This is a genomic window from Nocardia cyriacigeorgica, from assembly GCF_010858045.1.
GTDB lineage: Bacteria > Actinomycetota > Actinomycetes > Mycobacteriales > Mycobacteriaceae > Nocardia > Nocardia cyriacigeorgica_E.
The window spans coordinates 119,684-141,825 of record NZ_JAAGVC010000010.1 but is presented as its reverse complement, the minus strand read 5'-3'; the positions used below and the strand labels follow the sequence as shown (position 1 = coordinate 141,825).

General features: G+C 67.7%; 13 protein-coding genes. All 13 read left to right on the top strand.

The window, feature by feature from the left end:
- The first annotated feature begins 2 nt into the window (after positions 1 to 2).
- Entirely contained in the window at positions 3 to 614 is a 612-nt protein-coding gene (locus GV790_RS12725; protein WP_178127842.1) for a phosphatase PAP2 family protein, read from the top strand.
- Between the two features lie 19 nt (positions 615 to 633).
- Positions 634 to 1,566 (top strand): decaprenyl-phosphate phosphoribosyltransferase, encoded by a 933-nt coding sequence (locus GV790_RS12720; protein ID WP_130919802.1) that lies wholly within the window; start codon positions 634 to 636, stop codon positions 1,564 to 1,566.
- Between the two features lie 4 nt (positions 1,567 to 1,570).
- A complete protein-coding gene (zomB, locus tag GV790_RS12715; protein ID WP_163813551.1) occupies positions 1,571 to 3,520 on the top strand; it encodes a flagellar motor control protein ZomB in 1,950 nt (649 codons plus the stop codon).
- A 183-nt stretch (positions 3,521 to 3,703) separates the two neighbouring features.
- A complete protein-coding gene (locus GV790_RS12710) occupies positions 3,704 to 4,795 on the top strand; it encodes an alpha/beta hydrolase (protein ID WP_375139390.1) in 1,092 nt (363 codons plus the stop codon).
- A 378-nt stretch (positions 4,796 to 5,173) separates the two neighbouring features.
- Positions 5,174 to 6,226: an alpha/beta hydrolase gene (locus GV790_RS12705; RefSeq protein WP_163813549.1), complete on the top strand. Its 1,053-nt coding sequence runs from the start codon at positions 5,174 to 5,176 to the stop codon at positions 6,224 to 6,226.
- Between the two features lie 560 nt (positions 6,227 to 6,786).
- Positions 6,787 to 7,821, top strand: a complete 1,035-nt coding sequence (locus tag GV790_RS12700; protein ID WP_228806775.1) for an alpha/beta hydrolase — start codon at positions 6,787 to 6,789, stop codon at positions 7,819 to 7,821.
- Positions 7,822 to 7,990: 169 nt separating this feature from the next.
- Complete coding sequence (locus GV790_RS12695) at positions 7,991 to 9,919, top strand: alpha/beta hydrolase-fold protein (protein ID WP_256673242.1); 1,929 nt, start codon at positions 7,991 to 7,993, stop codon at positions 9,917 to 9,919.
- A gap of 237 nt (positions 9,920 to 10,156) precedes the next feature.
- Complete coding sequence (locus GV790_RS31645) at positions 10,157 to 10,696, top strand: DUF732 domain-containing protein (RefSeq protein ID WP_163813547.1); 540 nt, start codon at positions 10,157 to 10,159, stop codon at positions 10,694 to 10,696.
- A complete protein-coding gene (locus GV790_RS12685; protein WP_375139389.1) occupies positions 10,693 to 11,682 on the top strand; it encodes a cutinase family protein in 990 nt (329 codons plus the stop codon). Before GV790_RS31645 ends, GV790_RS12685 begins: the two co-directional genes overlap by 4 nt.
- A gap of 133 nt (positions 11,683 to 11,815) precedes the next feature.
- Positions 11,816 to 12,835 (top strand): LLM class F420-dependent oxidoreductase, encoded by a 1,020-nt coding sequence (locus GV790_RS12680; RefSeq protein ID WP_014348444.1) that lies wholly within the window; start codon positions 11,816 to 11,818, stop codon positions 12,833 to 12,835.
- A 194-nt stretch (positions 12,836 to 13,029) separates the two neighbouring features.
- Positions 13,030 to 14,946, top strand: a complete 1,917-nt coding sequence (fadD32, locus tag GV790_RS12675; protein WP_163813546.1) for a long-chain-fatty-acid--AMP ligase FadD32 — start codon at positions 13,030 to 13,032, stop codon at positions 14,944 to 14,946.
- Positions 14,947 to 15,164: 218 nt separating this feature from the next.
- Positions 15,165 to 20,438, top strand: coding sequence for a polyketide synthase Pks13 (gene pks13 / locus GV790_RS12670; RefSeq protein ID WP_178127828.1), 5,274 nt, complete (start codon positions 15,165 to 15,167; stop codon positions 20,436 to 20,438).
- Positions 20,435 to 21,979, top strand: coding sequence for an acyl-CoA carboxylase subunit beta (locus GV790_RS12665; RefSeq protein WP_163813545.1), 1,545 nt, complete (start codon positions 20,435 to 20,437; stop codon positions 21,977 to 21,979). The genes pks13 and GV790_RS12665 overlap by 4 nt, the downstream gene beginning before the upstream one ends.
- The last annotated feature ends 163 nt before the right edge of the window (positions 21,980 to 22,142 follow it).

Sequence of the window (22,142 nt, the reverse complement as noted above, 5' to 3'; positions counted from 1 at the left end):
CGATGAACCCGAGCCTGCCCCTGGTCGATCCGGCCGAGGAGGGGTGCGGCGGCGCCTGCGCGTGCAGCGGCGAATACGTCGAGGTCCCGCGCGAGGTCGCGATCATCAACGCCGTGCAGGGCACCATCGGCGCCAACCCCACCGTCGTCTCCGCCGCCCGCGCGATGTCGCACTTCGGTGAGCACGCGCTCGGCTGGGTCGGCATCGCCGCCGCCGGCTGGCTGGTGGACAAGCCGCGCCGCAGGCAGTGGGCCGGGGTTGCGGTCGGCGCGGTCGGCGCGCACGCGGCCTCGATCGTGATCAAGCGGGTGGTCCGCCGCCCGCGCCCGAACGATCCGTCGGTGCAGGTCAACGTGTCGACGCCGAGCAAGCTCAGCTTCCCGTCCTCGCACGCGACCTCCACCGCCGCCGCTGCGGTGTTGCTCGGCAGATTGACCGGGCTACCCTTGCCAGCGGTGCTCGTCCCGCCGATGGTGCTGTCCCGGGTCGTGCTCGGGGTGCACTACCCCTCGGATGTGCTCGCCGGTTCCGCGCTCGGTGCGGCGTCGGCTGCCGCGTTGATCGGTACCGAGAAGCGATTGGCTTCGCGACGGGCGCGTAAACATGACCACTGAAGAAAAGGCCTTGGTTGAGATGAGTGAAGAGCCGACCGGCGCCGATCTGGCCGAAGCCGTCGTCAAGGGCCCGCCCAAGACCTTGGCCGGTGGCCTGATCAAGGCGGTCCGGCCCCGGCAGTGGGTCAAGAACGTCCTGGTGCTGGCCGCGCCGCTGGCCGCGGGCCCCGATGTGCTCGGCGACGCCTCGGTGCTCGCGCATGTCGCGATCGCGTTCGTCGTGTTCTGCATGGCGGCCTCTGGCATCTATCTGGTCAACGACTCCATGGACGTCGAGGCCGACCGCGCCCACCCGACCAAGCGGTACCGGCCGATCGCGGCCGGTGTGGTGCCGGTGAACCTGGCCTACATGCTCGCGGTGGTGCTGCTTGCCGGTTCGATCCTCGGTTCGCTGCTGGCATCGTGGCAGCTCGCGGTCGTGATGGCGGTCTACATCGGCATCCAGCTCGCCTACTGCTTCGGCCTCAAGCATCAGGCCGTGCTCGACATCTGCATCGTGTCCTCGGGCTTCCTGCTGCGCGCCGTCGCCGGTGGCGCGGCCGCCGATATCGGCCTGTCGCAGTGGTTCCTGCTGATCATGGCCTTCGGTTCGCTGTTCATGGCGGCGGGCAAGCGCTACGCCGAATTGCAGATCGCGCTGGGTACCGGCGCCAAGATCCGCAAGTCGCTCGAGTACTACACGCCCACCTACCTGCGTTTCATCTGGACGCTGGCCGCGACGGCGGTCGTGGTGTTCTACGGCCTGTGGGCCTTCGAGCAGGGCGAAGCCAATAACACGAACTGGTACGCCATCTCGATGGTTCCGTTTACCATCGCAATCCTGCGGTACGCGGTCGACGTCGATGGCGGCGAGGCCGGCGAACCGGAAGAGATCGCGCTGGGGGACCGGGTCCTCCAGTTCCTCGCAATCGCCTGGATCGGAGCGGTAGGTGTCGCTGTCTATCTCACCTGACGAGATGCTGGTAGCGGGAGCGGAGGGAACCGAATACGCGGAGCGGGCGGCTGCCGAGGAGCAGCCCGCCCCGGCCTCGCGTATCGCCCGACTATCCCGGGCCACATTCGTCGGTGGGGTGGTGCTGACCGCCGCACTGTTCGCGATCGGTGGCTGGCAACGCCGCTGGATCGCCGACGACGGCCTGATCGTGCTGCGCACCGTGCGCAATCTGCTCGCGGGCAACGGCCCGGTGTTCAACGCGGGCGAACGGGTCGAAACCAACACCAGCACCGCGTGGACCTATATCGTCTGGTTCTTCAGCTGGCTCACCCAGGCGCGGCTGGAGTACGTGGTGCTCGGCGTCGCGCTGACGTTGTCGGTGCTGGCGATCGTGTTCGCCATGCTCGGCTCGGCTCGGCTGTGGGGCGGATCGTCCTCGGCGCTGCTGCTGCCAGCGGGCGCACTGGCCTACATCGCGGTGCCGCCCGCCCGTGACTACGTGACCTCCGGCCTGGAGAGCGGTCTGGTCATCGCCTGGCTCGGCCTGCTGTTCTGGCTGATGGTGCGGTGGAGCCAGGCCGAACGCGTCCGGGTGCCCGGCCTGCTCGGGCTGGTGTTCCTCGCCGGTCTGGCGCCGCTGATCCGCCCGGAGATGACGCTGGTCGGCGGACTGGCGCTGCTGATGATCTTCCTGGCGCCGATGCCGGCCACCCGGCTGCGCCCGAGCCTGCTGCGACTGACCATCGTCGCGGTCGCCGGCCTGCTGCCGCTGGGCTACCAGATCTGGCGGATGGGCTATTACGGTCTGCCGTACCCGAATACGGCTGTGGCCAAGGATGCCGGTGGTGCGAAATGGGAGCAGGGCTTCACCTACCTGTGGGATCTGGTCGGGCCGTACTTCCTCTGGGTTCCGCTGCTGATCCTGCTCGTCGCCGGGATCGTCGCGGCGCGTGCCGGACGGGCCGGCGCGAAGCAGGCAGAGACCGAGGATTCCGATGAGCCGAGGGCCCGCTGGACGATCCGGTTCCGGCAGTGGCTGCGTTCACCGAGTGCCGTCGTCGCCCTCATGCTCGGCAGTGGGGTCATCCTGACCGTCTACGCCCTGCGCGTCGGCGGCGATTTCATGCACGGCCGGATGCTGCTGTCGCAGCTGTTCTGCCTGCTGGCCCCGGTCGCGGTGCTGCCGGTGCGGTTGCCCGAAGCGGGGCTGCGGTCGATCTCGGCGGGCAGCGGTGCCTTCGTGCTGACCTCGCTGGCGCTGGTCGGCACGGTGGTGTGGTCGCTGCTGGCGATGGGCACCACCGCGATCACCACCGGCACCAAGATCAGCTCGTCCGGCATCGTCGACGAACGCGTCTACTACGTGCTCAACACCGGCCACGACCATCCGATCCTGGCCGAGGACTACCTCGATTACGCCCGGATGCGGCCCATGGTCAACGACATCATGGCCAATCCCAACGGCGGGCTGCTGCTGAATTCGCCGTCGTTCATGTTCTGGTACGTGGCGCCGCCGCCGCAGCCCATCCCCGAGGGCGGCGCCGGCCATACCGTCTACTTCCTGAACTTGGGCATGACCAGCATGAACGTCCCGCTGGACGTGCGCGTCATCGACCCGATGGGGCTGGCCTACCCGCTGGCCGCGCACACCGAGCGGCTCGAGGACGGCCGCATCGGCCACGACAAGAGCCTGTTCCCGGACTGGGTCATCGTGGACACCGGCATGGTGGATCAGAAGCCGTGGATGCCCTGGTACCTGGACGAGAAATGGGTGACCCAGGCGCGGGTGGCGATGTCGTGCCCGCAGACCCACGCCCTGCTGCTGTCCTACCGCGGTGAGCTGACATGGGATCGGTTCAAGCACAACCTCCGCAATGCGTTGAACTTCGCGAAGTACCGTATCGAGCGGGTGCCCAAGTACGAGATCCAGCGTTGCGGGCTGGTCGACCCCTACCCGCAACCGCCCCGCTAGCGCGTTGTCGACGCGCCGCGAACAAAGCGGCGTGCCTCACTTTGTCTCGTTTTGATAACGCTCTGGCATAGGTCACGGGTTAGGCTGCCGTGGTACCCCGCCGTGTCCTGCCCGAAACGTGGGCCGGGGCACGGTGGCACCGAGGAACGCGGCGACCGCCGCATGACGAAAGGCCGAGAACACATGCGAGGCGTGATCGCGCGCAGAGCGCACGGTGGCCGACCGGGAGTCCGAAGAGCCGGTTCCTGGTTGAAGCGATCGATGCTCATGTCGCTGGCAGTGCTGCTACCGCTCGGGGCGTCGGTGGCAGGCCCCGGCGCGACGGCGTCGGCGGCATTCAACCCCGCCGGAATCGACTTCTGGGTCGATTCGGAGATGGGGCCGATCAAGTCCCGCGTCTTCCGCGCCGCGGACGGCAACACCAGCCGGGTGGTCTACGCCCTGGACGGTATGCGCGCCCGTGGCGACCTGAGCGGCTGGGAGATCGAGACCGAGGTCGTCCGCGAGCTGACCAAGTGGAACATCAACGTGGTCATGCCCGTCGGTGGTCCGTCGAGCTTCTACGCCGACTGGAACGGGCCGAGCGATTTCCTCGGCCTGAACACCGGTTCGGCGGGTTCGTCGTCGGGCTCGTCGTCCGGTTCGGCCGCGACGGGTTCCTCCGGCTGGACCGAGACCCTCGGCAAGACCAACACCTACAAGTGGGAAACCTTCCTCACCCAGCACCTGCGCTGGGCGCTGCGGGACCGGCTCGGGTTCAACCCGAACAACAACGGCGTCTTCGGCCTGTCGATGGGCGGTAGTGCCGCGCTGACCCTGGCCGCCTACCACCCGGATCAGTTCAGCTTCGCCGGCTCCTACTCCGGTTACCTGAACATCTCCGCGCCCGGTATGCGTGAGGCGCTGCGCGTGGCCATGCTGAGCGCGGGCGGTTACAACATCGACGCCATGGCGCCGCCGTGGGGCCCGCAGTGGCTGCGGATGGACCCGTTCGTGTTCGCACCGCGACTCAAGGCCAACAACACCAGGCTGTGGGTCGCCGCCGGCAGTGGCCTGCCGGGCCCGGCGGATGCCACCGCGCCGCTGGACATCATCCAGGGCATGCCGCTAGAGGCGCTGGCGCTGGTGAACACCCGCGCCTTCCAGGTCCGCATGATGACGCTGGGCGCGAACAACGTGACCTACAGCTTCCCGCCCGTCGGTGTGCACAACTGGCGGAACTGGGAGTCCGAGGTCTACCGGATGATTCCGGACCTGTCGGCCCACATCGGCTAGACCGGATTCCGACCAGAAGGCCGCTCGGCACCCACCGAGCGGCCTTCTGCTTTCCGGGGTACCTGGTGCGACCCAGGGCGGGCGATCCCGAGGTGCCCGGTTCGTGACTTCCCCGGGGCCACGAACAGACGCGGCGAAGGAGCCGCAATCCAACACAGCTCCCGGCAACGAATGTGCATACGGAAGCCCGCCGGAGTTGTGGGATGGATCACCATCCAGCAACATGGAGGCATTCATTGTCGATTGATACACCAGGAACATGCACACAGGTGGGTGCGTCTCGAGATCGTCCGACGCGGTCACCCGGTGTCCGATGAGGAGGCCGGTGTCGTAGCCATGCGATTGCTGACCGGCCGTTCAGGCGAAAGGTCTAGTCGAATGCGAAGTGCGCGCAGGCCCGGTAGAACGACGCGGTCCGGCTCATGGGTGAAGCGGGCGGCGGTAGGTGTCGCCGCGGCGATGCTCGTCCCCATGGGGGTGTCCATAGCGGGTCCGGCCGCTCCCGCCTCGGCGGCGTTCAACCCGGCCGGTTTCGATTTCTGGGTCGATTCCGGGATGGGCCCCATCAAATCGCGCGTCTTCCGCGCCAAGGACGGCAACACCAACCGAGTGGTCTACGCACTCGACGGTCTGCGCGCCCCGGAGACGCTGAGCGGCTGGGAGATCGATACCAACGTCGCGCAACTGCTCACCGACTGGAACATCAATGTGGTGATGCCGGTCGGCGGTATGTCCAGCTTCTATGCCGACTGGAATGCGCCGAGTAGTTTCGCCGGCATCCCGCCTGGCACCGGTTCGTCGTCGGGTTCGGGCGCGCTCAACGCGCTCGCCGCCGGCCCGGGTAAGAGCTACCGGTACCAGTGGGAGACCTTCCTGACCCAGAATCTGCGCTGGGCGCTGCGCGACCGGCTCGGCTTCAATCCGAACCGTAATGGCGTATTCGGTTTGTCGATGGGCGGTAGCGCCGCACTGACGTTGGCCGCCTATCACCCGGACCAGTTCAGTTTCGCCGGTTCCTACTCGGGTTACCTCAACATTTCCGCACCGGGTATGCGCGAGGCGATCCGGATGGCCATGCTCGACGCCGGCGGCTACAACGTCGATTCGATGGCGCCGCCATGGGGCCCGCAGTGGCTGCGGATGGATCCGTTCGTGTTCGCGCCGCGGTTGCGTGACAACAACACCCGCCTGTGGATCTCGGCGGGCAGCGGGCTGCCCGGCCCGACCGACGGTCCAACGGCCGGCACCGTGAACGGTATGGCGCTCGAGGCGCTGGCCCTGGCCAACACCCGTGCCTTCCAGATCAGGATGGCGACGCTCGGCGCCAACAATGTGGTCTATTCCTTCCCGAACGTCGGTATTCACGCCTGGTCCTACTGGGCCGAAGAGGTCGCGCGGATGACGCCGGATCTCTCGGCGCATATCGGCTGAGCCCCGCATTCGGCAGGGCCCTGTTCGGCACACCCCTCACGGGTGGTCCGGACAGGGCCCGAATTCATGTTGTCCGGCTATTTCCGGCGCATTTCTGCCGCTATTCCTCGAATCGATGTGCGATGTGCGAAGTACGCGGGAAAGTTGCCGGGTTCGATGCCGCGAGGAGTTCACTGCGGTCCGTTCATGATCACTTCATCCGGCGGAGCGGAACGTTCCCTCGGCGTTGGTGATCTTGGTGCGCGCCCGTTGATTTGGGATAACGAACAAATAATGAGGTCCGTCGCGACATCAACCGCGGGACACGGTAGTGTCACCGCACGATCACTGATTGTCGCGGACGGATTTCGGCCCGCACTGCAACCCCGGGTCTTGCTAACGATTCGGGGGTCGAATATCGTCCAGCGAGCATCAGTGTGACCAGATCGTTGTAGCGCCGTCGACGGCTGTACCGGAAGGTCGGGATTCGGGTACAGGCCCCGGCGGCGTCTCGTTGACACAGAACGGGTGTCGCCCGCAGCCGCGGGTGGCTCCACAACAGCAGAAAGAGAGCAGGATTCATGCGTTTCGGCAGGGCGGCCGCCCCGAAGAGGACCACGGGACGGCGAGGCGCGCCTCGCAGTTGGCGTAACCGGATTCTGGCCGTCGGCGCTGCGGCGCTAGCGCTGCCGATCGCCGCGGGTGTGGCTGCTCCGACCGCCGCCATCGCGGCTCCGGTGCACGGCCCCGCGCTGCGGGCGCCCGCCGGTGGCTACGAGGAGCTGATGGTTCCGTCGAGCATGGGTCCGATCAAGGTGCAGGTCCAGTGGGCCAGCCGCGGCGGCAACGCCGCGCTCTACCTGCTCGACGGCCTTCGTGCCCGCGACGATCGCAACGCCTGGTCGTTCGAGACCAACGCGATGCAGCAGTTCGCCAATGACAACATCACCCTTGTGATGCCGGTCGGCGGCCAGTCCAGCTTCTACGCCGACTGGTACGCGCCGTCCAACACCAACGGTCAGAAGACCACCTACAAGTGGGAGACCTTCCTGACCAAGGAGCTGCCGACCTTCCTCGAGGGTTACGGCGTCTCCCGCACCAACAACGTGGTCGCCGGTCTGTCCATGGGTGGTAGCGCCGCCCTGGCCCTGGCCGCCTACCACCGCGATCAGTTCAAGGCCGCCGCGTCCTACTCGGGCTACCTGAACATCTCCGCGCCCGGTATGCGTGAGGCCATCCGCATCGCGATGCTCGACGCCGGCCGCTACAACGTCGACTCGATGGCCGCGCCGTGGAGCCCGGCCTGGCTCCGGATGGACCCGTTCGTGTTCGCGCCGCAGCTGAAGGGTCTGCCGATGTACATCTCGGCGGCCAGCGGCCTGCCCGGTCCGCACGATCACCCGAACTCGGCGATCGGCGTGTTCAACACCGGTAACGCGATGGCCCTCGAGGCGCTGTCGCTGGTGAACACCCGCGCCTTCCAGGCCCGCCTGAGCACCCTCGGCATCCAGGCGCACTTCGACTTCCCGGCTGCCGGTACGCACAGCTGGAAGTACTGGGAGGGCCAGCTGTTCGCCTCCCGCAAGATGTTCCTGGACGCCACCGGCGGCTGGTGATCATCGGTCGCTGACGCGCTCGACGGCGCCGTTCGTTTCCTTCGGAAGCGGGCGGCGCCGTTTGCTGTGTGGTGACCCGTGTTCGCTTGTGCGGTAAGCGAATACGGCTCCACCGCCGGCGTGACCGGAGCCGATGGCGGGAAACAGGCGGCGAACCAAATGGTTTGCTATGGGCGCGTCATCCCCGGAACCACGGCCCGACCGGGGTACAAACATCCCTGTGGTAGGTATTGCGCGCGGTAGGCAGGGCAGCGGCGCACGGTTCGGCCGGCAGCCGCGCACGATCCTGCCCGCGCTCGCCACGGCGCTGGTGCTGCCCTTCGCGGCGGGGCTCGGCGTGGTGCATGCGCCGGCCGCCGACGCTCAGCCCGCGGTCACCGCCGCCGCGCCGGCTTCGGTGCGCAATGTCATCTGGCTGACCGATCGGCATGTCGAGCTGTGGGTGAACTCGCCCGCCATGGGCGCACCGATCCAGGTGCGGTTGCTGCTGGCCCGGGATTGGAACACCCGCCCCGACGCGAAGTTCCCGGTGCTGTACATGCTCGACGGCCTGCGCGCCACCGAGGACGTCAGCGGCTGGATCAAAGATGCGGGCGCGGTCGATTTCTTCGCCGACAAGAACGTCACCGTGGTGCTGCCGGTGGGCGGGCAATCCAGCTTCTACTCCGACTGGCTCGAACCCAACAACGGCAAGAACTACAAGTGGGAGACCTTCCTGACCAAGGAACTCCCGCCGCTACTCGAGGGCCAGTGGCGGGCCACGAATGTGCGTGGCATGGAAGGGCTGTCGATGGGCGGTACCGCCGCCATGTTCCTGGCCGCCCGCAACAAGGATTTCGTCAAGTACGCCGCCTCCTACTCCGGTTTCCTCACCACGACGACGCTCGGCATGCCGCAGGCGATCCAGTTCGCCATGCGCGACGCCGGTGGGTTCGATTCCACCGCCATGTGGGGCCCGCCGACCAGCCCACTGTGGGAGGAACACGATCCGTACCTGCTGGCCGAGAAGCTGAAGGGGATCAGCCTCTACGTCTCCAGCGGTTCCGGTGCCACCGGACCGCACGACGCACCGAGCGGTGTGGTGCCGGGCGTGAGCACCAATCTGGCCGGGATGGGCCTGGAGATCCTGTCCAGGATGACGTCGCAGAACTTCGTCACCAAGCTCGGTGACCTGAGCATCCCGGTGCAGGTGAACTACCGTGCCTCCGGCACACATTCGTGGCCGTACTGGGATTTCGAGATGCGCCAGTCCTGGCCGCAGGCCGCTGCCGCGCTCGGCGTGGAAGCCGATAAGCCCGCGTGCGAGGTGGGTGGGGCCATCGGTCCGGTGGTTGCCGCCAACGGCTGGCTCGGCGACTGCCTGACCGGCGAGTACCCGGTGAACGGCGGTGTGGCCCAGGACTTCCGGCACGGCCGGGTGTTCTTCTCCAAAGATGGTGGCGCACATCCGGTCGCGGGCATGATCGGCGGCGGCTATCAGGCCGCTGCCGGCCCGGCCGGTGCGCTCGGCCTGCCGACCGGCCCCGAACGTGGATTGCCCGACGGGCGCGGCAGATTGCAGACCTTCCAGCACGGTTCGCTGTACTGGACTCCGCAGACCGGCGCGCAGGTGGTGCGCGGGGCGATTCTCGAAGAGTGGGGCAGGCAGGGATTCGAGGGCGGGCCCGCCGGCTACCCGACCGGCCCGGAGATCAAGACGCCCAATCGCGATGGCGCGGTGCAGGGATTCGAGGGCGGGCCCATGTATTTCAGCCCGGCCACCGGCGTGCACCGGGTGGAGGGCCTGATCCTCGGCAAATACGCCGACATGGGTTTCGAGAACAGCTGGCTCGGCTTCCCCGCCTCGCCGGAGCAGCCGTTGAAGGATCTCGGCCGCTACAGCCGGTTCGAGGGCGGCAACATCTACTGGAGCCCGCTGTCGGGCGCCTGGGCGGTGCGCAATGGGCCGATCATGGACGCCTGGCGCGACGCGGGCTACGAGAACGGCCGCCTCGGATTCCCGATCAGCGACGAGTTCGCCATCCCCGGCGGGGTCCAGCAGAACTTCCAGGCCGGTCACATCACCATCCGCGACGGCAAGGCCCAAGTGCATCCCTGACCTTCGGCCAGGTCATCGCCGATCGGGGAAGGGTGCGGATGGATGAACCGAGGTCTGTGTCATGTGCCACACTTCGTAGCTGAGCAGCCGTATCCCGGTCTGGGTATTACCCTCGGTGTTCGCCCCCCTGGAAAACCTGAGCGGTTTGCGGCCCGTCTCGTGTTTCCGCCGCGGAAACACGAGACAGCAGGGGGCCGCAAACCCGCCGCACCAGCGGCCAAATAACAAAGGACTTTCATGTATCGGACCCGTGGCAAGGTAGTCGGCGTTGCGGTGGCGATCGCCGCATCCGGGTTGCTCGCCGCTTGCGGTGACAACGATTCGACGGCGTCGAGCACGCCGACGCTGACCCCCTCCACGTCGGCGGCCACGTCGGCGCCCGGATCCGCTTCCGCCGCGCCCGCGCCGGAGGGCGAGGGCGCTCCGCCCGCACAGCCGAGTGCGGAGGACGCCCCGGCGCCCGCGCCGCAGGAACGTCCGGCGCCGGTGCCCGCCGAGGACATTCCGCCCGCCGAGACCGGCGATCTCGGTGACAAGGAGAAGACCTTCCTCGCCGAGTTGAACAAGCAGGGCGTCAACCCGTCCAACCCGCAGGACGCGATCACCATCGGCAACTACATCTGTGGCGCGGTCGCGGCGGGTAAGCCCGATGCCGAGATCGCCATCTACGCCAATGCGATGGCGGGCGCCGACCCGGCGTTCGATCCGGCCAAGATGCCGGTCGAGCAGGCCGGGAAGATCTACATCGACGTCGCGAAGCAGACGTACTGTCAGTGAGCGCGCGTCGCGGTTCGAGATCCCGCCGGTCCAGGCCGGTGGGCTGCCTGGTGCTGCTCGCACTGGCGGTGCTGGTAGTCATCGTGGTGGTGCTGGCCTGGTATCTGCTCGCCGGGCGGTTGCGGGAACCGGAGCCGGGGCCCAAGCCGCCCGATGAGCGGCCCACCAGCCAGCCCGCGAGCTGCCCCGATGTGCAGATGATCGCGGTGCCGGGCACCTGGGAGTCGGCAAGTAACGACGATCCGCACAATCCGACCGCGAATCCGGCCTCGCTGATGTTGAACGTCACCGGGCCGTTGCGTGAACAGTTCCCGGCCGAGCGGCTCGATATCTACACCGTGCCGTACGTCGCGCAGTTCTCGAACCCGATCGCGTTCCCGCCGGACGGCCAGCAGTCCTATAACAACAGCCGTTCCGAAGGCACCCGCAAGATGGTGGACACGCTCACCGCTCGGCATGCCGAATGCCCGCTGACCTCGTACGTGTTCGCCGGTTTCTCCCAGGGCGCGGTGATCGCCGGTGATATCGCGGCTCAGGTGGGCGCGGGTAACGGCCCGATTCCCGAGGATCTGCTGCTCGGAGTCACGCTGATCGCGGACGGCCGCCGCACCGGTGAGACCGGGCCGGGCAATGCGATCCCGATCGGCCCCGTCCCGCCGGGGGTGGGCGCCGAGGTCGCGCTGGCCGGTCTCAACGTTCCCGGCATCAGCATGACCGGGCCGCGACCGGGTGGGTTCGGATCGGTGGCCGATCGCACGTACACGATCTGCGCGCCGACCGACCTGATCTGCGACGCTCCGCGGGACGCGCTGCGTCCGACCAACATCGTCGGCAGCCTCACCACCCTGATCGGTGCGGTGGGCAATCCGGTGCATGCGCTCTACAACGGTTTTGTGGTCGATCCCAATGGCACCACCGCCACCCAGTGGACGGCCAACTGGGCAAGTGGCCTGATCGAGGCGGCTCCGCGGCCCCCGCATTCGTGAGGTCGGCAGAACTTCGGACGCCGCGGTCCGACCCCGTCGTCACGCTGTAAAGTGCGCTGATGATCGCGAGCCCGCCCCGTGCCAGGCGGCGGGTTGCGCGCAGGCAATTTCCGATAGCCAGGAGCATGAGTTCATGACTGAAGCCGCCGCACCGGCTGGTGAGTTGAGCGCGCTGGGTTCGCCACTGCGTCCGTTCCGCTTCGCGGCTGCGGGTGAGGGAAACAAGCAAGAGGGCGGTGCCCGGAAGTTCATTCAGACCGCACAGCAGGCCGAGGAGTACGGCTTCGACACTTTCGTCGTTCCCGACCACCTCGGTGACCAGATCGGCCCGATCGCCGCGCTCGGCGCGCTGACCCAGGCCACCGAGCGGATCCGGCTCGGCACTTCGGTGCTGGCGAACGGTTTTCGCAACCCGGTGGTGCTGGCCAAGGACCTGGCCACCATCGACGTGCTGTCCAAGGGCAGGCTCGAGGTGGGGCTCGGCGCGGGCTGGAAGCAGGACGAGTTCCTCGCCGCCGGGCTCGAATACGATTCGCCCGGCATCCGCCTGGCCAAGCTGGATGAGGCGCTGACCATCCTCGACGTGCTGCTGCGCGGGCAGGAATGCACCTTCCAGGGCAAGTACTACCAGGTCAACGGCATCAAGGGCACCCCGCGCCCGCGGCAGGGCCCGCGTCCGCCGCTGTGCACCGGCGGCGGTGGCCCGAAGATGCTGCGCCTGGCCGCCAAGCACGCCGACATCATCTCCGTCGTTCCGGTCACCACCAAGAACGGCAAGGGTCTGCTCTCCGGTATCACCATGGAGAAGACCATCGAGAAGGTGAACCTGATCAAGGAAGCCGCCGGTGAGCGCTTCGATCAGATCGAGCTGAACTGGGCGATCACCGCGATCGTCATCACCGACGACCGGGAGAAGACCGCGGAAATGGCGCTGTCGGCGATCGACCGCGGTCTGCACCCCGATCTCGAGGTCGACGTGAAGCTCACGGTCGAGGAGATCTTGAACTCGCCTTACGTGGCCATCGGTTCGTTCGAGGAAATCGCCGAACAGATCCGCCGGGTGCGGCAACTCACAGGGATGTCGTACGTGGGCGTGTTCCCCACCCAGATGGACGCGTTCGCCCCCGTGATTCCCTTGCTGCGGGACGAGTGAGTGGCTCTTCTCTGTAACATGTCTCTGGTTTGAGAACATCTAGCCGATAGGCGGTCACCGCGCAGACCGCAACAAAAATCTGCAGGGCCGGCTCGGTTGATACCCGGGCTCCCGCGGGCGAAAGCGAGTCGGGGCCTCACAGGTAACAGCGGCGAATGTCGTCGTCTGGCTGCGTGTGCCTCGGAGGAGAAGGAATGGACGAGACTTTCGACGATTACCTGGACGAAAACGGGAACATCACAATTCCCGAAGATCGCACCCTGGTCGATCACGTCGAGAAGCACACACGCAATGACGCGAACACGCTCGCGTACCGCTACATCGATTACTCGCGCGAGCGAGACGGTGAGGTGCACGAGCTGACGTGGCAGCAATTCGGGGTGCGCCTGCGCGCGGTGGCCGCCCGACTGCAGCAGGTGACCAACCCGGGCGACCGGGTCGCGATCCTCGCACCGCAGGGCCTGGACTATGTGATCTCCTTCTTCGCCGCCATCTACGCGGGCAACATCTCGGTGCCGCTGTTCGATCCCGACGAGCCCGGTCACACCGACCGGTTGCACGCGGTGCTCGGTGACTGCGAACCGTCGGCCATCCTCACCGCGAGCTCCTCCGCGGCCGGGGTGCGTCAGTTCTTCCGCTCGCTGCCCGCCGCTCAGCGCCCGCGCATCATCGCCGTCGACGCCATTCCCGACAGTGTCGGGGAGAGCTGGGTCCGCCCGGACATCGCCGTCGACGACATCGCCTACCTGCAGTACACCTCGGGCTCGACCCGGGTACCGGCCGGTGTGGAGATCACCCACCGCGCCGTCGGCACCAACCTGCTGCAGATGGTCGACGCGATCAACCTGGACTGGAATTCCCGCGGCGTCACCTGGCTGCCGCTGTTCCACGACATGGGCCTGCTGACGGTGATCCTGCCCGCGGTCGGCGGCAAATACATCACCATCATGTCGCCGAGCGCGTTCGTGCGCCGCCCGTACCGCTGGATCAAGGAACTGGCCGCGGTCTCCGACGGCGCAGGCACCTTCGCCGCCGCCCCGAACTTCGCGTTCGAGCACGCCGCGGCGCGTGGGCTGCCCAAGCAGGGTGAATCGCTCGATCTGTCCAATGTCATCGGCCTGATCAACGGCAGTGAGCCGGTCACCACCTCGTCGATGAAGAAGTTCAACGAGGCGTTCGCTCCGTACGGTCTGCCCAAGACCGCGATCAAGCCCTGCTACGGCATGGCCGAGGCGACGCTGTTCGTCTCCGCGACCAAGTCCGAGGACGAGGCCAAGGTCACCTACGTCGACCGCGACGAGCTCAATGCCGGCCGCATGGTCAAGGTGGATCCGAGCGCCGAGAACGCCATCGCCCAGGTGTCGTGCGGTTATGTGGCGCGCTCGCAGTGGGCGGTCATCGTGGATCCGGAGACCGTGGAATCCGACGGCGGCGGCCATGAGCTGCCCGACGGCCGCGTCGGCGAGATCTGGTTGCACGGCAACAACATGGGCATCGGCTACTGGGGCCGCCCGGACGAGACCGCGGCGACCTTCCAGAACAAGCTCACCGAACGTCAGGAGTCGGGCAGCCACGCCGAGGGCGCGCCGGCCGACGGCAACTGGATGCGCACCGGCGATTACGGCGTCTACTTCGACGGCGAGCTCTACATCACCGGCCGCGTCAAGGACCTGGTGATCGTCGACGGGCGTAACCACTACCCGCAGGATCTCGAGTACTCCGCGCAGGAGGCGAGCAAGGCGCTGCGCCCCGGCTTCATCGCCGCGTTCTCGGTGCCGGCCAACCAGTTGCCCGCCGAGGTGTTCGAGCAGGGCAGCCATTCCGGGCTGAAGTTCGACGCCGACGACGCCTCCGAACAGCTCGTCATCGTCGCCGAGCGTGGTCCGGGCGCGGGCAAGGCCGATCCACAGCCGATCGCCGACGCGGTGCGCGCGGCCATCTCGCAGCGTCACGGCGTCACCGTGCGCGATGTGCTGCTGGTACCGGCCGGTTCCATTCCGCGCACGTCGAGCGGCAAGATCGCCCGCCGAGCCTGCAAGGCCGAGTACATCGGCGGCACCTTGCGGGGCGGCTACACCCAGCAAGCCTTCCCGGACGCCCCGGAGGAGTGAGTTTCCCGGCCCGTCGCGGTGCATGCCGCGGCGGGCCGACTGCCCTGCCCGCTGTTCGGTCCACGCGCTGAAACAGCGGGCGGGGCGTCGACCGATATGGCTGTTCGAGAGACTTCGTGTTCGACCGACCGATGCCCGCGGCTGGGCGTCGCTAAGAGATGGGCGACGGTGCCCATTCGCCGCCGCGCCCAGCGCGCTTACAGGTAGCTTGAGGATTGATGGCTGAGAACGAGGGCATGGCTCCCGAGACGACCGACAACCACCACGTCGATCCCGGCGCGGAGGCCGATTCGGCTGCCACCGCCGCAGCTCCGGCCAATCCGGACATCTCCGTCGCCGAGCTGCGGGAATGGCTGCGCACGTGGGTCGCCGACGCGACCGGCCAGCCGCTCGAGCAGATCACCGTCGACCGCCCGATGGAGGAATTCGGGCTGGCCTCGCGCGATGCGATGGCCCTCGGCGGCGATATCGAGGAACTCACCGGTGTGGTGCTGAACGCGACGGTGGTCTACCAGCATCCGACCATCGCCTCGCTGGCCGACGTCATCGTCAACGGTGAGCCGGAGCTGCCGGCGGACGAGTCCGACGAGCTGTCCTACACCGCCGGATACGCCCCCGGCGAGGCACACGACATCGCTATCGTCGGCTTGTCGACGCGGCTGCCGGGCGCGGGGGATACCCCGGAGTCCACCTGGGAGTTCCTGATGAACCGCGGCGACGCGATCCGGGACCTGCCCGAGGGCCGCTGGTCGGAGTTCCTCAGCGAACCGTCGGTGGCCAAGGCCGTCGCCGAGGGTAAGACCAGGGGCGGCTACCTGGATCAGGATGTCGTCAAGGGCTTCGACGCCGAGTTCTTCGCCATGTCGCCGGTCGAGGTCGAGCGGGTCGACCCGCAGCAGCGGTTGATGATGGAGCTCACCTGGGAGGCGCTCGAGCACGCCAGGATTCCGGCGAGCGATCTCAAGGGCGCGCCGGTCGGTATGTTCATCGGCTCCTCCACCAGCGATTTCCAGATGATCGCCGCGCTCGGGCTGGCCGACCCGGATCCGACGCTGCCCGCCTCCGCCGAGGCGTACGCGATCATGGGCAGCTCCAACGGCATCATCGCCAACCGCGTCTCCTACTTCTACGATTTCCGCGGCCCCTCGGTCACCGTGGACACCGCGTGCTCGTCCACGCTGGTGGCGCTGCATCAGGCGGTGCGCGCGCTGCGTGACGGCGACGCCGATCTGGCGCTGGCCGGCGGCGTGAACATGCTGCTGATGCCGATGACGACGCTCGGCTTCGCGCCCGGCACCTCCGAGGACGGCCGGATCAAGGCCTTCGCCGCCGACGCGGACGGCATGGTGCGTTCCGAGGGTGCGGGCCTGGTGGTGCTCAAGCGGCTCGTCGACGCCGAACGCGACGGCGACCACATCTACGCGGTGGTCAAGGGCACGGCGATCAACAGCGACGGCCGCTCCAACGGCCTGCTCGCGCCGAACCCGGACGCCCAGGCCGACGTGCTGCGCCGCGCCTACCGCGACGCGGGCATCGATCCCAGCACCGTCGACTACATCGAGGCGCACGGCACCGGCACCCCGATCGGCGACCCCATCGAGGCCGAGGCACTCGCCAGGGTGGTCGGCCGCGGCCGCGACGCCGACAAGCCGGCGTTGCTCGGTTCGGTGAAGACCAACTTCGGTCACCTCGAATCCGGTGCGGGCGTGCCGAGCTTGGCCAAGGTGGTCATGGCGTTTCAGCACAATGTGCTGCCGCCCAATATCAACTACTCCGCCCCGAGCCCGTACATCCCGTTCGAGCAGGCCCGGTTGAAGGTGGTGGACGAGCCGACCGAGTTCCCGCGCTACAGCGGTATCGCGACCGCAGGCATCTCCGGCTTCGGGTTCGGCGGCACCAACGCGCACGTGGTCTTGCAGGAATACGTGCCCGCGCAGGCAGCGGCCCAGGTCGCCGACGGCGCCGACACCGATGCCGAGACCACCGATGTGGTGGCCGAGACCACCGATGTGGTGGCCGAGGCCGAGAGCATCGTCGCCGAGTCGGAGGCGGCTGCGGAAACCGTTGCGGCGGAGCCGGAATGGTCCGCCGATCGAGCCGAACCGCTGCCGGTGATCCTCCCGGTGTCGGGCTACCTGCCCTCGCGCCGCAAGCGCGCCGCCGCCGAATTGGCCGACTGGCTGGAAGGCCCGGGCAAGGACGTTCCGCTGGCGGATGTCGCCCGGTCGCTGGCCAAGCGCAGCCACTGGCGTTCGCGCGGTGTGGTGCTGGCCAAGAACCACGAGGAGGCCGTCGCCGGTCTGCGCGCCATCGCGGCGGGCAAGCCGGGCACCGGTGTGTTCACCGCCGACGCCCCCGCGATCAAGGGCCCGATGTGGGTGTTCGCTGGTTTCGGCGCCCAGCACCGGAAGATGGGTAAGCAGCTCTACCAGGAGAATTCGATCTTCCGCCGCACCGTCGACGAGGTCGACGAGCTGGTGCAGGACGAGGCAGGCTACTCCATTCGCGAGATGATTCTCGACGACGCGCAGGACTACAACGTCGGCACCTCGCAGGTCGGCATCTTCACCATTCAGCTCGGCCTGGCCGCGCTGCTGCGCGCGCACGGCGCCGAACCCGCCGCCGTCGTCGGCCACTCCATGGGTGAGGTCGCTGGCGCCTACATCTCGGGCGGTCTGGCGCTGGAGGACGCGGTGCGGGTGATCTGCGCCCGCTCGCGCCTGATGGGCGAGGGCGAGCAGATGATCAGCGATGACGATGTGCGCAATATGGCGCTGGTCGAGCTGAGCGCCGACGACGTCGCCGAGCTGCTCACCGAGTTCCCCGACGTCGAGGTGGCCGTCTACGCGGCGCCGACCAATACCGTCATCGGTGGTCCGCAGGCGCAGGTCGCGCAGATCGTGGCGCGGGTGGAGGAGTCCGGCAAGTTCGCCCGGGTGCTGCAGACCCGCGGTGCCGGCCACACTTCGCAGATGGACCCGCTGTTGGGCGAGCTGGCCGCCGAGCTGGCCGGTATCGAGCCGACCAAGATGAAGGTCGGCCTGTATTCGACCGTCGACAAGGAGCAGTTCTACGCTCCCGGCCACGACCCGATCCACAACGAGGACTACTGGGTCAAGAACATGCGCCACAGCGTGTACTTCACCAACGCGGTGAAGCTCGCGGTGGATTCGGGTATCACCACCTTCCTGGAGCTGGCACCGAACTCGGTCGCGTTGATGCAGGTGCTCGGCACCACCTTCGCGGCCGGACTGCACGACGCGCAGCTGATTCCGACGCTCAAGCGCAAGGAAGACGAATCGGCAGGCGTGATCTCGGCGCTGGCGCAGCTGTATGTGCACGGCCACGCCGTCGACCTGCCGTCGCTGCTGCCCGCCGGTGACTACGCCGACATCCCGCGCACGGCGTTCGTGCGCAAGGAGTACTGGCCCAAGGCCACCATGTCCACCGGCGGTAGCGGCCGGGCGCCCGGTTCGCATGTCGCGCTGCCCGACGGCAGGCATGTGTGGGAGGTGCAGGCCGCGGCCGTCACCGATCTGGCCACCTTGGTGCAGGCCTCGGCCGCGCAGGTGCTCAGCGACGTCTCGCTCGGCGCGACCATCGCGCACAGCGCACCGCCGGCTTCCGGCACGCTGACCACCACGCTGACCCCGCATCCCGGGGGGGCGTCGGTGCAGGTGCACGCGCGTGAGGGCGCCGGGTTCCGGTTGCTGTTCGACGCCGTCGTCACCTCGGGCGCCGCACTGCCCGAACCCGTTGCGGCCGCACCGGTTACGGCCGCGCCGGTCGAGGCCGCCGCGAGCACCGACCTCGAGGTCACCGAATCCTTCGGCGACCGTTGGGATCCCAACGGCTCGCAGACCGTCGAGGAGCGGCTGGCACTGATCGTCGCCGAGTCGATGGGGTACGCGGTCGAGGATCTGCCGATGGAGATCCCGCTGATGGAACTCGGCCTCGACTCGTTGATGGCCATGCGGATCAAGAACCGCGTCGAATACGAATTCGATATCCCGCAGCTGCAGATCCAGGCCGTGCGCGATGCCAGCCTGCACGAGGTCGGCAAGGTGCTGCGGTACGCCATCGAACACCGCGACGAGGTGCAGGCCATCGCCGAGCGCCAGGCCGCGGGCGAGGACGTCAGCGTGGACGAGGGCTTCGTCGCCGCCGCGCGTGCCGCGCTGGAGGCGGGCGAGGATCCGGCCGCGGTGGTGCAGGCTGCCGCCGGTGCGTCGGCGAAGACCGAGGACACGACGGTCGAGGCCGAGGCGGAAAGGATTGTCGCCGAGGCTGAATCGGCCCCCGCGCCGAAGGCCGAGGCTGCCCCTACCGCGAAGGCAGAGGCCGCGCCCGCCGCGAAGACCGAGGCCGCGCCCGCCGCCCTCTTCGGCGGTAAGCCCGAGACCGAAGACGACGTCCCCCCGCGTGACGCCGCCGAACGCCTGACCTTCGCCACCTGGGCGGTCGTCACCGGCAAGTCGGCCAAGGGCATCTTCAACACCTTGCCGATCCTCGACGAGGACACCGCCGAGAAGCTGGCCGCGCGGCTGACCGAGCGGGTCGGCGCCGAGATCACCGTCGACGATGTGCTCGATTCCGAGACCATCGAAGATCTCGCCGACGTGGTGCGCAGATTGCAGGACAGCGGCGCCGACGTGGACGGTTTCATCCGCCCGCTGCGCCCGCGCGCCGAGGGCTCGAATGCCGTGCCGGTGTTCGTCTTCCATCCCTCCGGCGGCAACACGCTGGTGTACGAGCCGCTGTTGAAGAAGCTGCCCGAGACCACCCCGATGTACGGCCTCGAGCGCGTCGACGGCGATATCGACGAACGCGCCCGCCAGTACGTGCCCGAACTGCGCAAGATCCAGGGCGACGGACCGTACGTGCTCTACGGCTGGTCGCTCGGTGCCGTGCTGGCCATGGCGGTGGCGCAGATCCTGCGCGCCGAGGGCGCCGATGTGCGCATCGTCGGCCTGATCGATCTGGCCATTCCCGCCGAGGGGGAGGACAACAGCCCCGAGGAGCGGGTGCGGCGGATGGAGCGCTACCAGGCGTTCGCGCAGAAGACCTACGGCGTGCAGGGCGAACTCGATCGGGACCAGCTGCTCGAACTGGCCAACGCATCCGACGAAGAGCAGTTCAAGATGGTGTCGGATCTGATCAAGATGACCGGCGCGAAGATCCCCGGCGGGGTGCTCGAACACCAGCGCACCTCGTGGATCGAAAACCGTGCGCTGCAAAAGGTCCGCCCGACCCGCTATGACGGTGATGTGGTGCTCTACCTCGCCGACCGCTACCACGACGGCATGCTCGAGCTGGAGCCGCGCTACGCCGACCGGCTGCCCAACGGTGGCTGGGACGAGTACGTGCCCAACCTCGAGGTCATCCACATCCCCGGCGACCATCTGCAGATCATCGACGAGCCGCGCATCGGCAAGATCGGCGCGGACCTGTCCGCGAAGCTCGCGGAAATCGAGGCGAAAGGGGCCAAGTGAGCACGACTGCCGAGAAACTCGCGGACCTGCGTAAACGCCTCGAGCTGGCGCAGGAACCGGCGGGTGAAGCGGGGGTGGCCAAGCGGGCGAAGAAGGGAATTCCCAGCGCCCGCGACCGGATCAATATGCTGCTCGATCCGGGCACCTTCGTGGAAGTCGGTGCGCTGGTGCGCAAGCCGGGCGATCCGGAGGCCCTCTACGGCGACGGCGTGGTCACCGGGCACGGCCTGGTCGACGGACGCCCGGTCGCGGTGTTCTCCCACGATCAGACCGTCTACGGCGGATCGGTCGGTGAGATGTTCGGCCGCAAGGTGGCCGCGATCATGGAGTACGCCGAGAAGGTCGGCTGCCCGGTCGTCGGTATCAACGACTCCGGCGGCGCGCGCGTCCAGGAGGCGGTCACTTCGCTGGCGTGGTACGCCGAACTCGGCCGCCGTCAGGAGCCGCTGTCGGGTCTGGTGCCGCAGGTTTCCATGATTCTCGGTAAATGTGCCGGTGGTGCGGTGTACGCCCCGATCAACACCGATGTGGTGGTGGCGACCCAAGAGGCGTACATGTTCGTCACCGGCCCCAAGGTGATCCGCGAGGTCACCGGCGAGGACGTCAGCCTCGAGGAACTGGGCGGAGCCAACAGCCAGGCCCAGTATGGCAATATCCACCACGTCGCCGAGGACGAGAAGGCGGCGTTCCAGTGGGTGCGCGATTACCTCGGGTATCTGCCCACCTCATGCCAGGAGCAGCCGCCGATCGTCAATCCTGGTCTGGAACCGGAGATCACCGACACCGACCTGGAATTGAACGGCATCGTGCCCGATTCCGACAACGCCGGATACGACATGCACGAGATCCTGCTGCGGATCTTCGACGACGGTGAATTCCATGAGATCGGTGCGACGGCCGGACGCAATCTGATCACCGGTTTCGCCCGGGTCGACGGCCGCAGCGTCGGGGTGGTGGCCAACCAGCCCATGGTCTACGCGGGCGCGCTGGACGCGCGGGCCTCGGACAAGGCCGCTCATTTCGTGCGCATGTGCGACGCGTTCGAGATCCCGCTGGTGTTCGTGGTGGACACTCCTGGCTTCCTGCCGGGTGTGGAGCAGGAGAAGATCGGCGTCATCAAGCGCGGCGGCCGGTTCCTGTTCTCCTTCGTCGAGGCGACCGTCCCGAAGGTGACGGTGGTGATCCGCAAGTCCTACGGCGGCGGCTACGCGGTGATGGGTTCCAAGCAGCTCGGCGCCGACGTCAACCTGGCGTGGCCGACCGCGCGCATCGCGGTGATGGGCGCCGAAAGCGCCGTCAGCCTGATCGGTGGCAAACAGATCGCGGCCGCGCCGGAAGATCAGCGCCCGGCGATCCGGCAGCAGATGATCGACTTCTACAACGCCACCGTCGCTACGCCGTGGGTAGCGGCCGAACGCGGCTACATCGACGCCGTCATCGAGCCGTCGGCCACCCGGCTGGAACTGCGCAAGGCGTTGCAGCTGCTGCGCGACAAGACCATCCTGCGCAGCCCGCGCAAACATCACCTGCTGCCGCTGTAGAAGTGGGCATAGCGGCGTAGCCAGCAGACATCGGCTGGTTGCGCCCGATGTCGAGCGAAGCGCGATCGAGCGTCAGGGTTCGCGGCCCGGCTCGCGTTTCCGCGACCGATGCGCAAGCCGAAGGCAAGCAGCGGTTCAGAAACGCGAGCCATCAGGGGCCGAG

Coding starts and splice junctions, on each gene's coding strand:
- GV790_RS12725 (WP_178127842.1), top strand. CDS start 3: ATGAACCCGAGCCTGCCCCTGGTCGATCCGGCCGAGGAGGGGTGCGGC.
- GV790_RS12720 (WP_130919802.1), top strand. CDS start 634: ATGAGTGAAGAGCCGACCGGCGCCGATCTGGCCGAAGCCGTCGTCAAG.
- zomB (WP_163813551.1), top strand. CDS start 1,571: ATGCTGGTAGCGGGAGCGGAGGGAACCGAATACGCGGAGCGGGCGGCT.
- GV790_RS12710 (WP_375139390.1), top strand. CDS start 3,704: ATGCGAGGCGTGATCGCGCGCAGAGCGCACGGTGGCCGACCGGGAGTC.
- GV790_RS12705 (WP_163813549.1), top strand. CDS start 5,174: ATGCGAAGTGCGCGCAGGCCCGGTAGAACGACGCGGTCCGGCTCATGG.
- GV790_RS12700 (WP_228806775.1), top strand. CDS start 6,787: ATGCGTTTCGGCAGGGCGGCCGCCCCGAAGAGGACCACGGGACGGCGA.
- GV790_RS12695 (WP_256673242.1), top strand. CDS start 7,991: ATGGGCGCGTCATCCCCGGAACCACGGCCCGACCGGGGTACAAACATC.
- GV790_RS31645 (WP_163813547.1), top strand. CDS start 10,157: ATGTATCGGACCCGTGGCAAGGTAGTCGGCGTTGCGGTGGCGATCGCC.
- GV790_RS12680 (WP_014348444.1), top strand. CDS start 11,816: ATGACTGAAGCCGCCGCACCGGCTGGTGAGTTGAGCGCGCTGGGTTCG.
- fadD32 (WP_163813546.1), top strand. CDS start 13,030: ATGGACGAGACTTTCGACGATTACCTGGACGAAAACGGGAACATCACA.
- pks13 (WP_178127828.1), top strand. CDS start 15,165: ATGGCTGAGAACGAGGGCATGGCTCCCGAGACGACCGACAACCACCAC.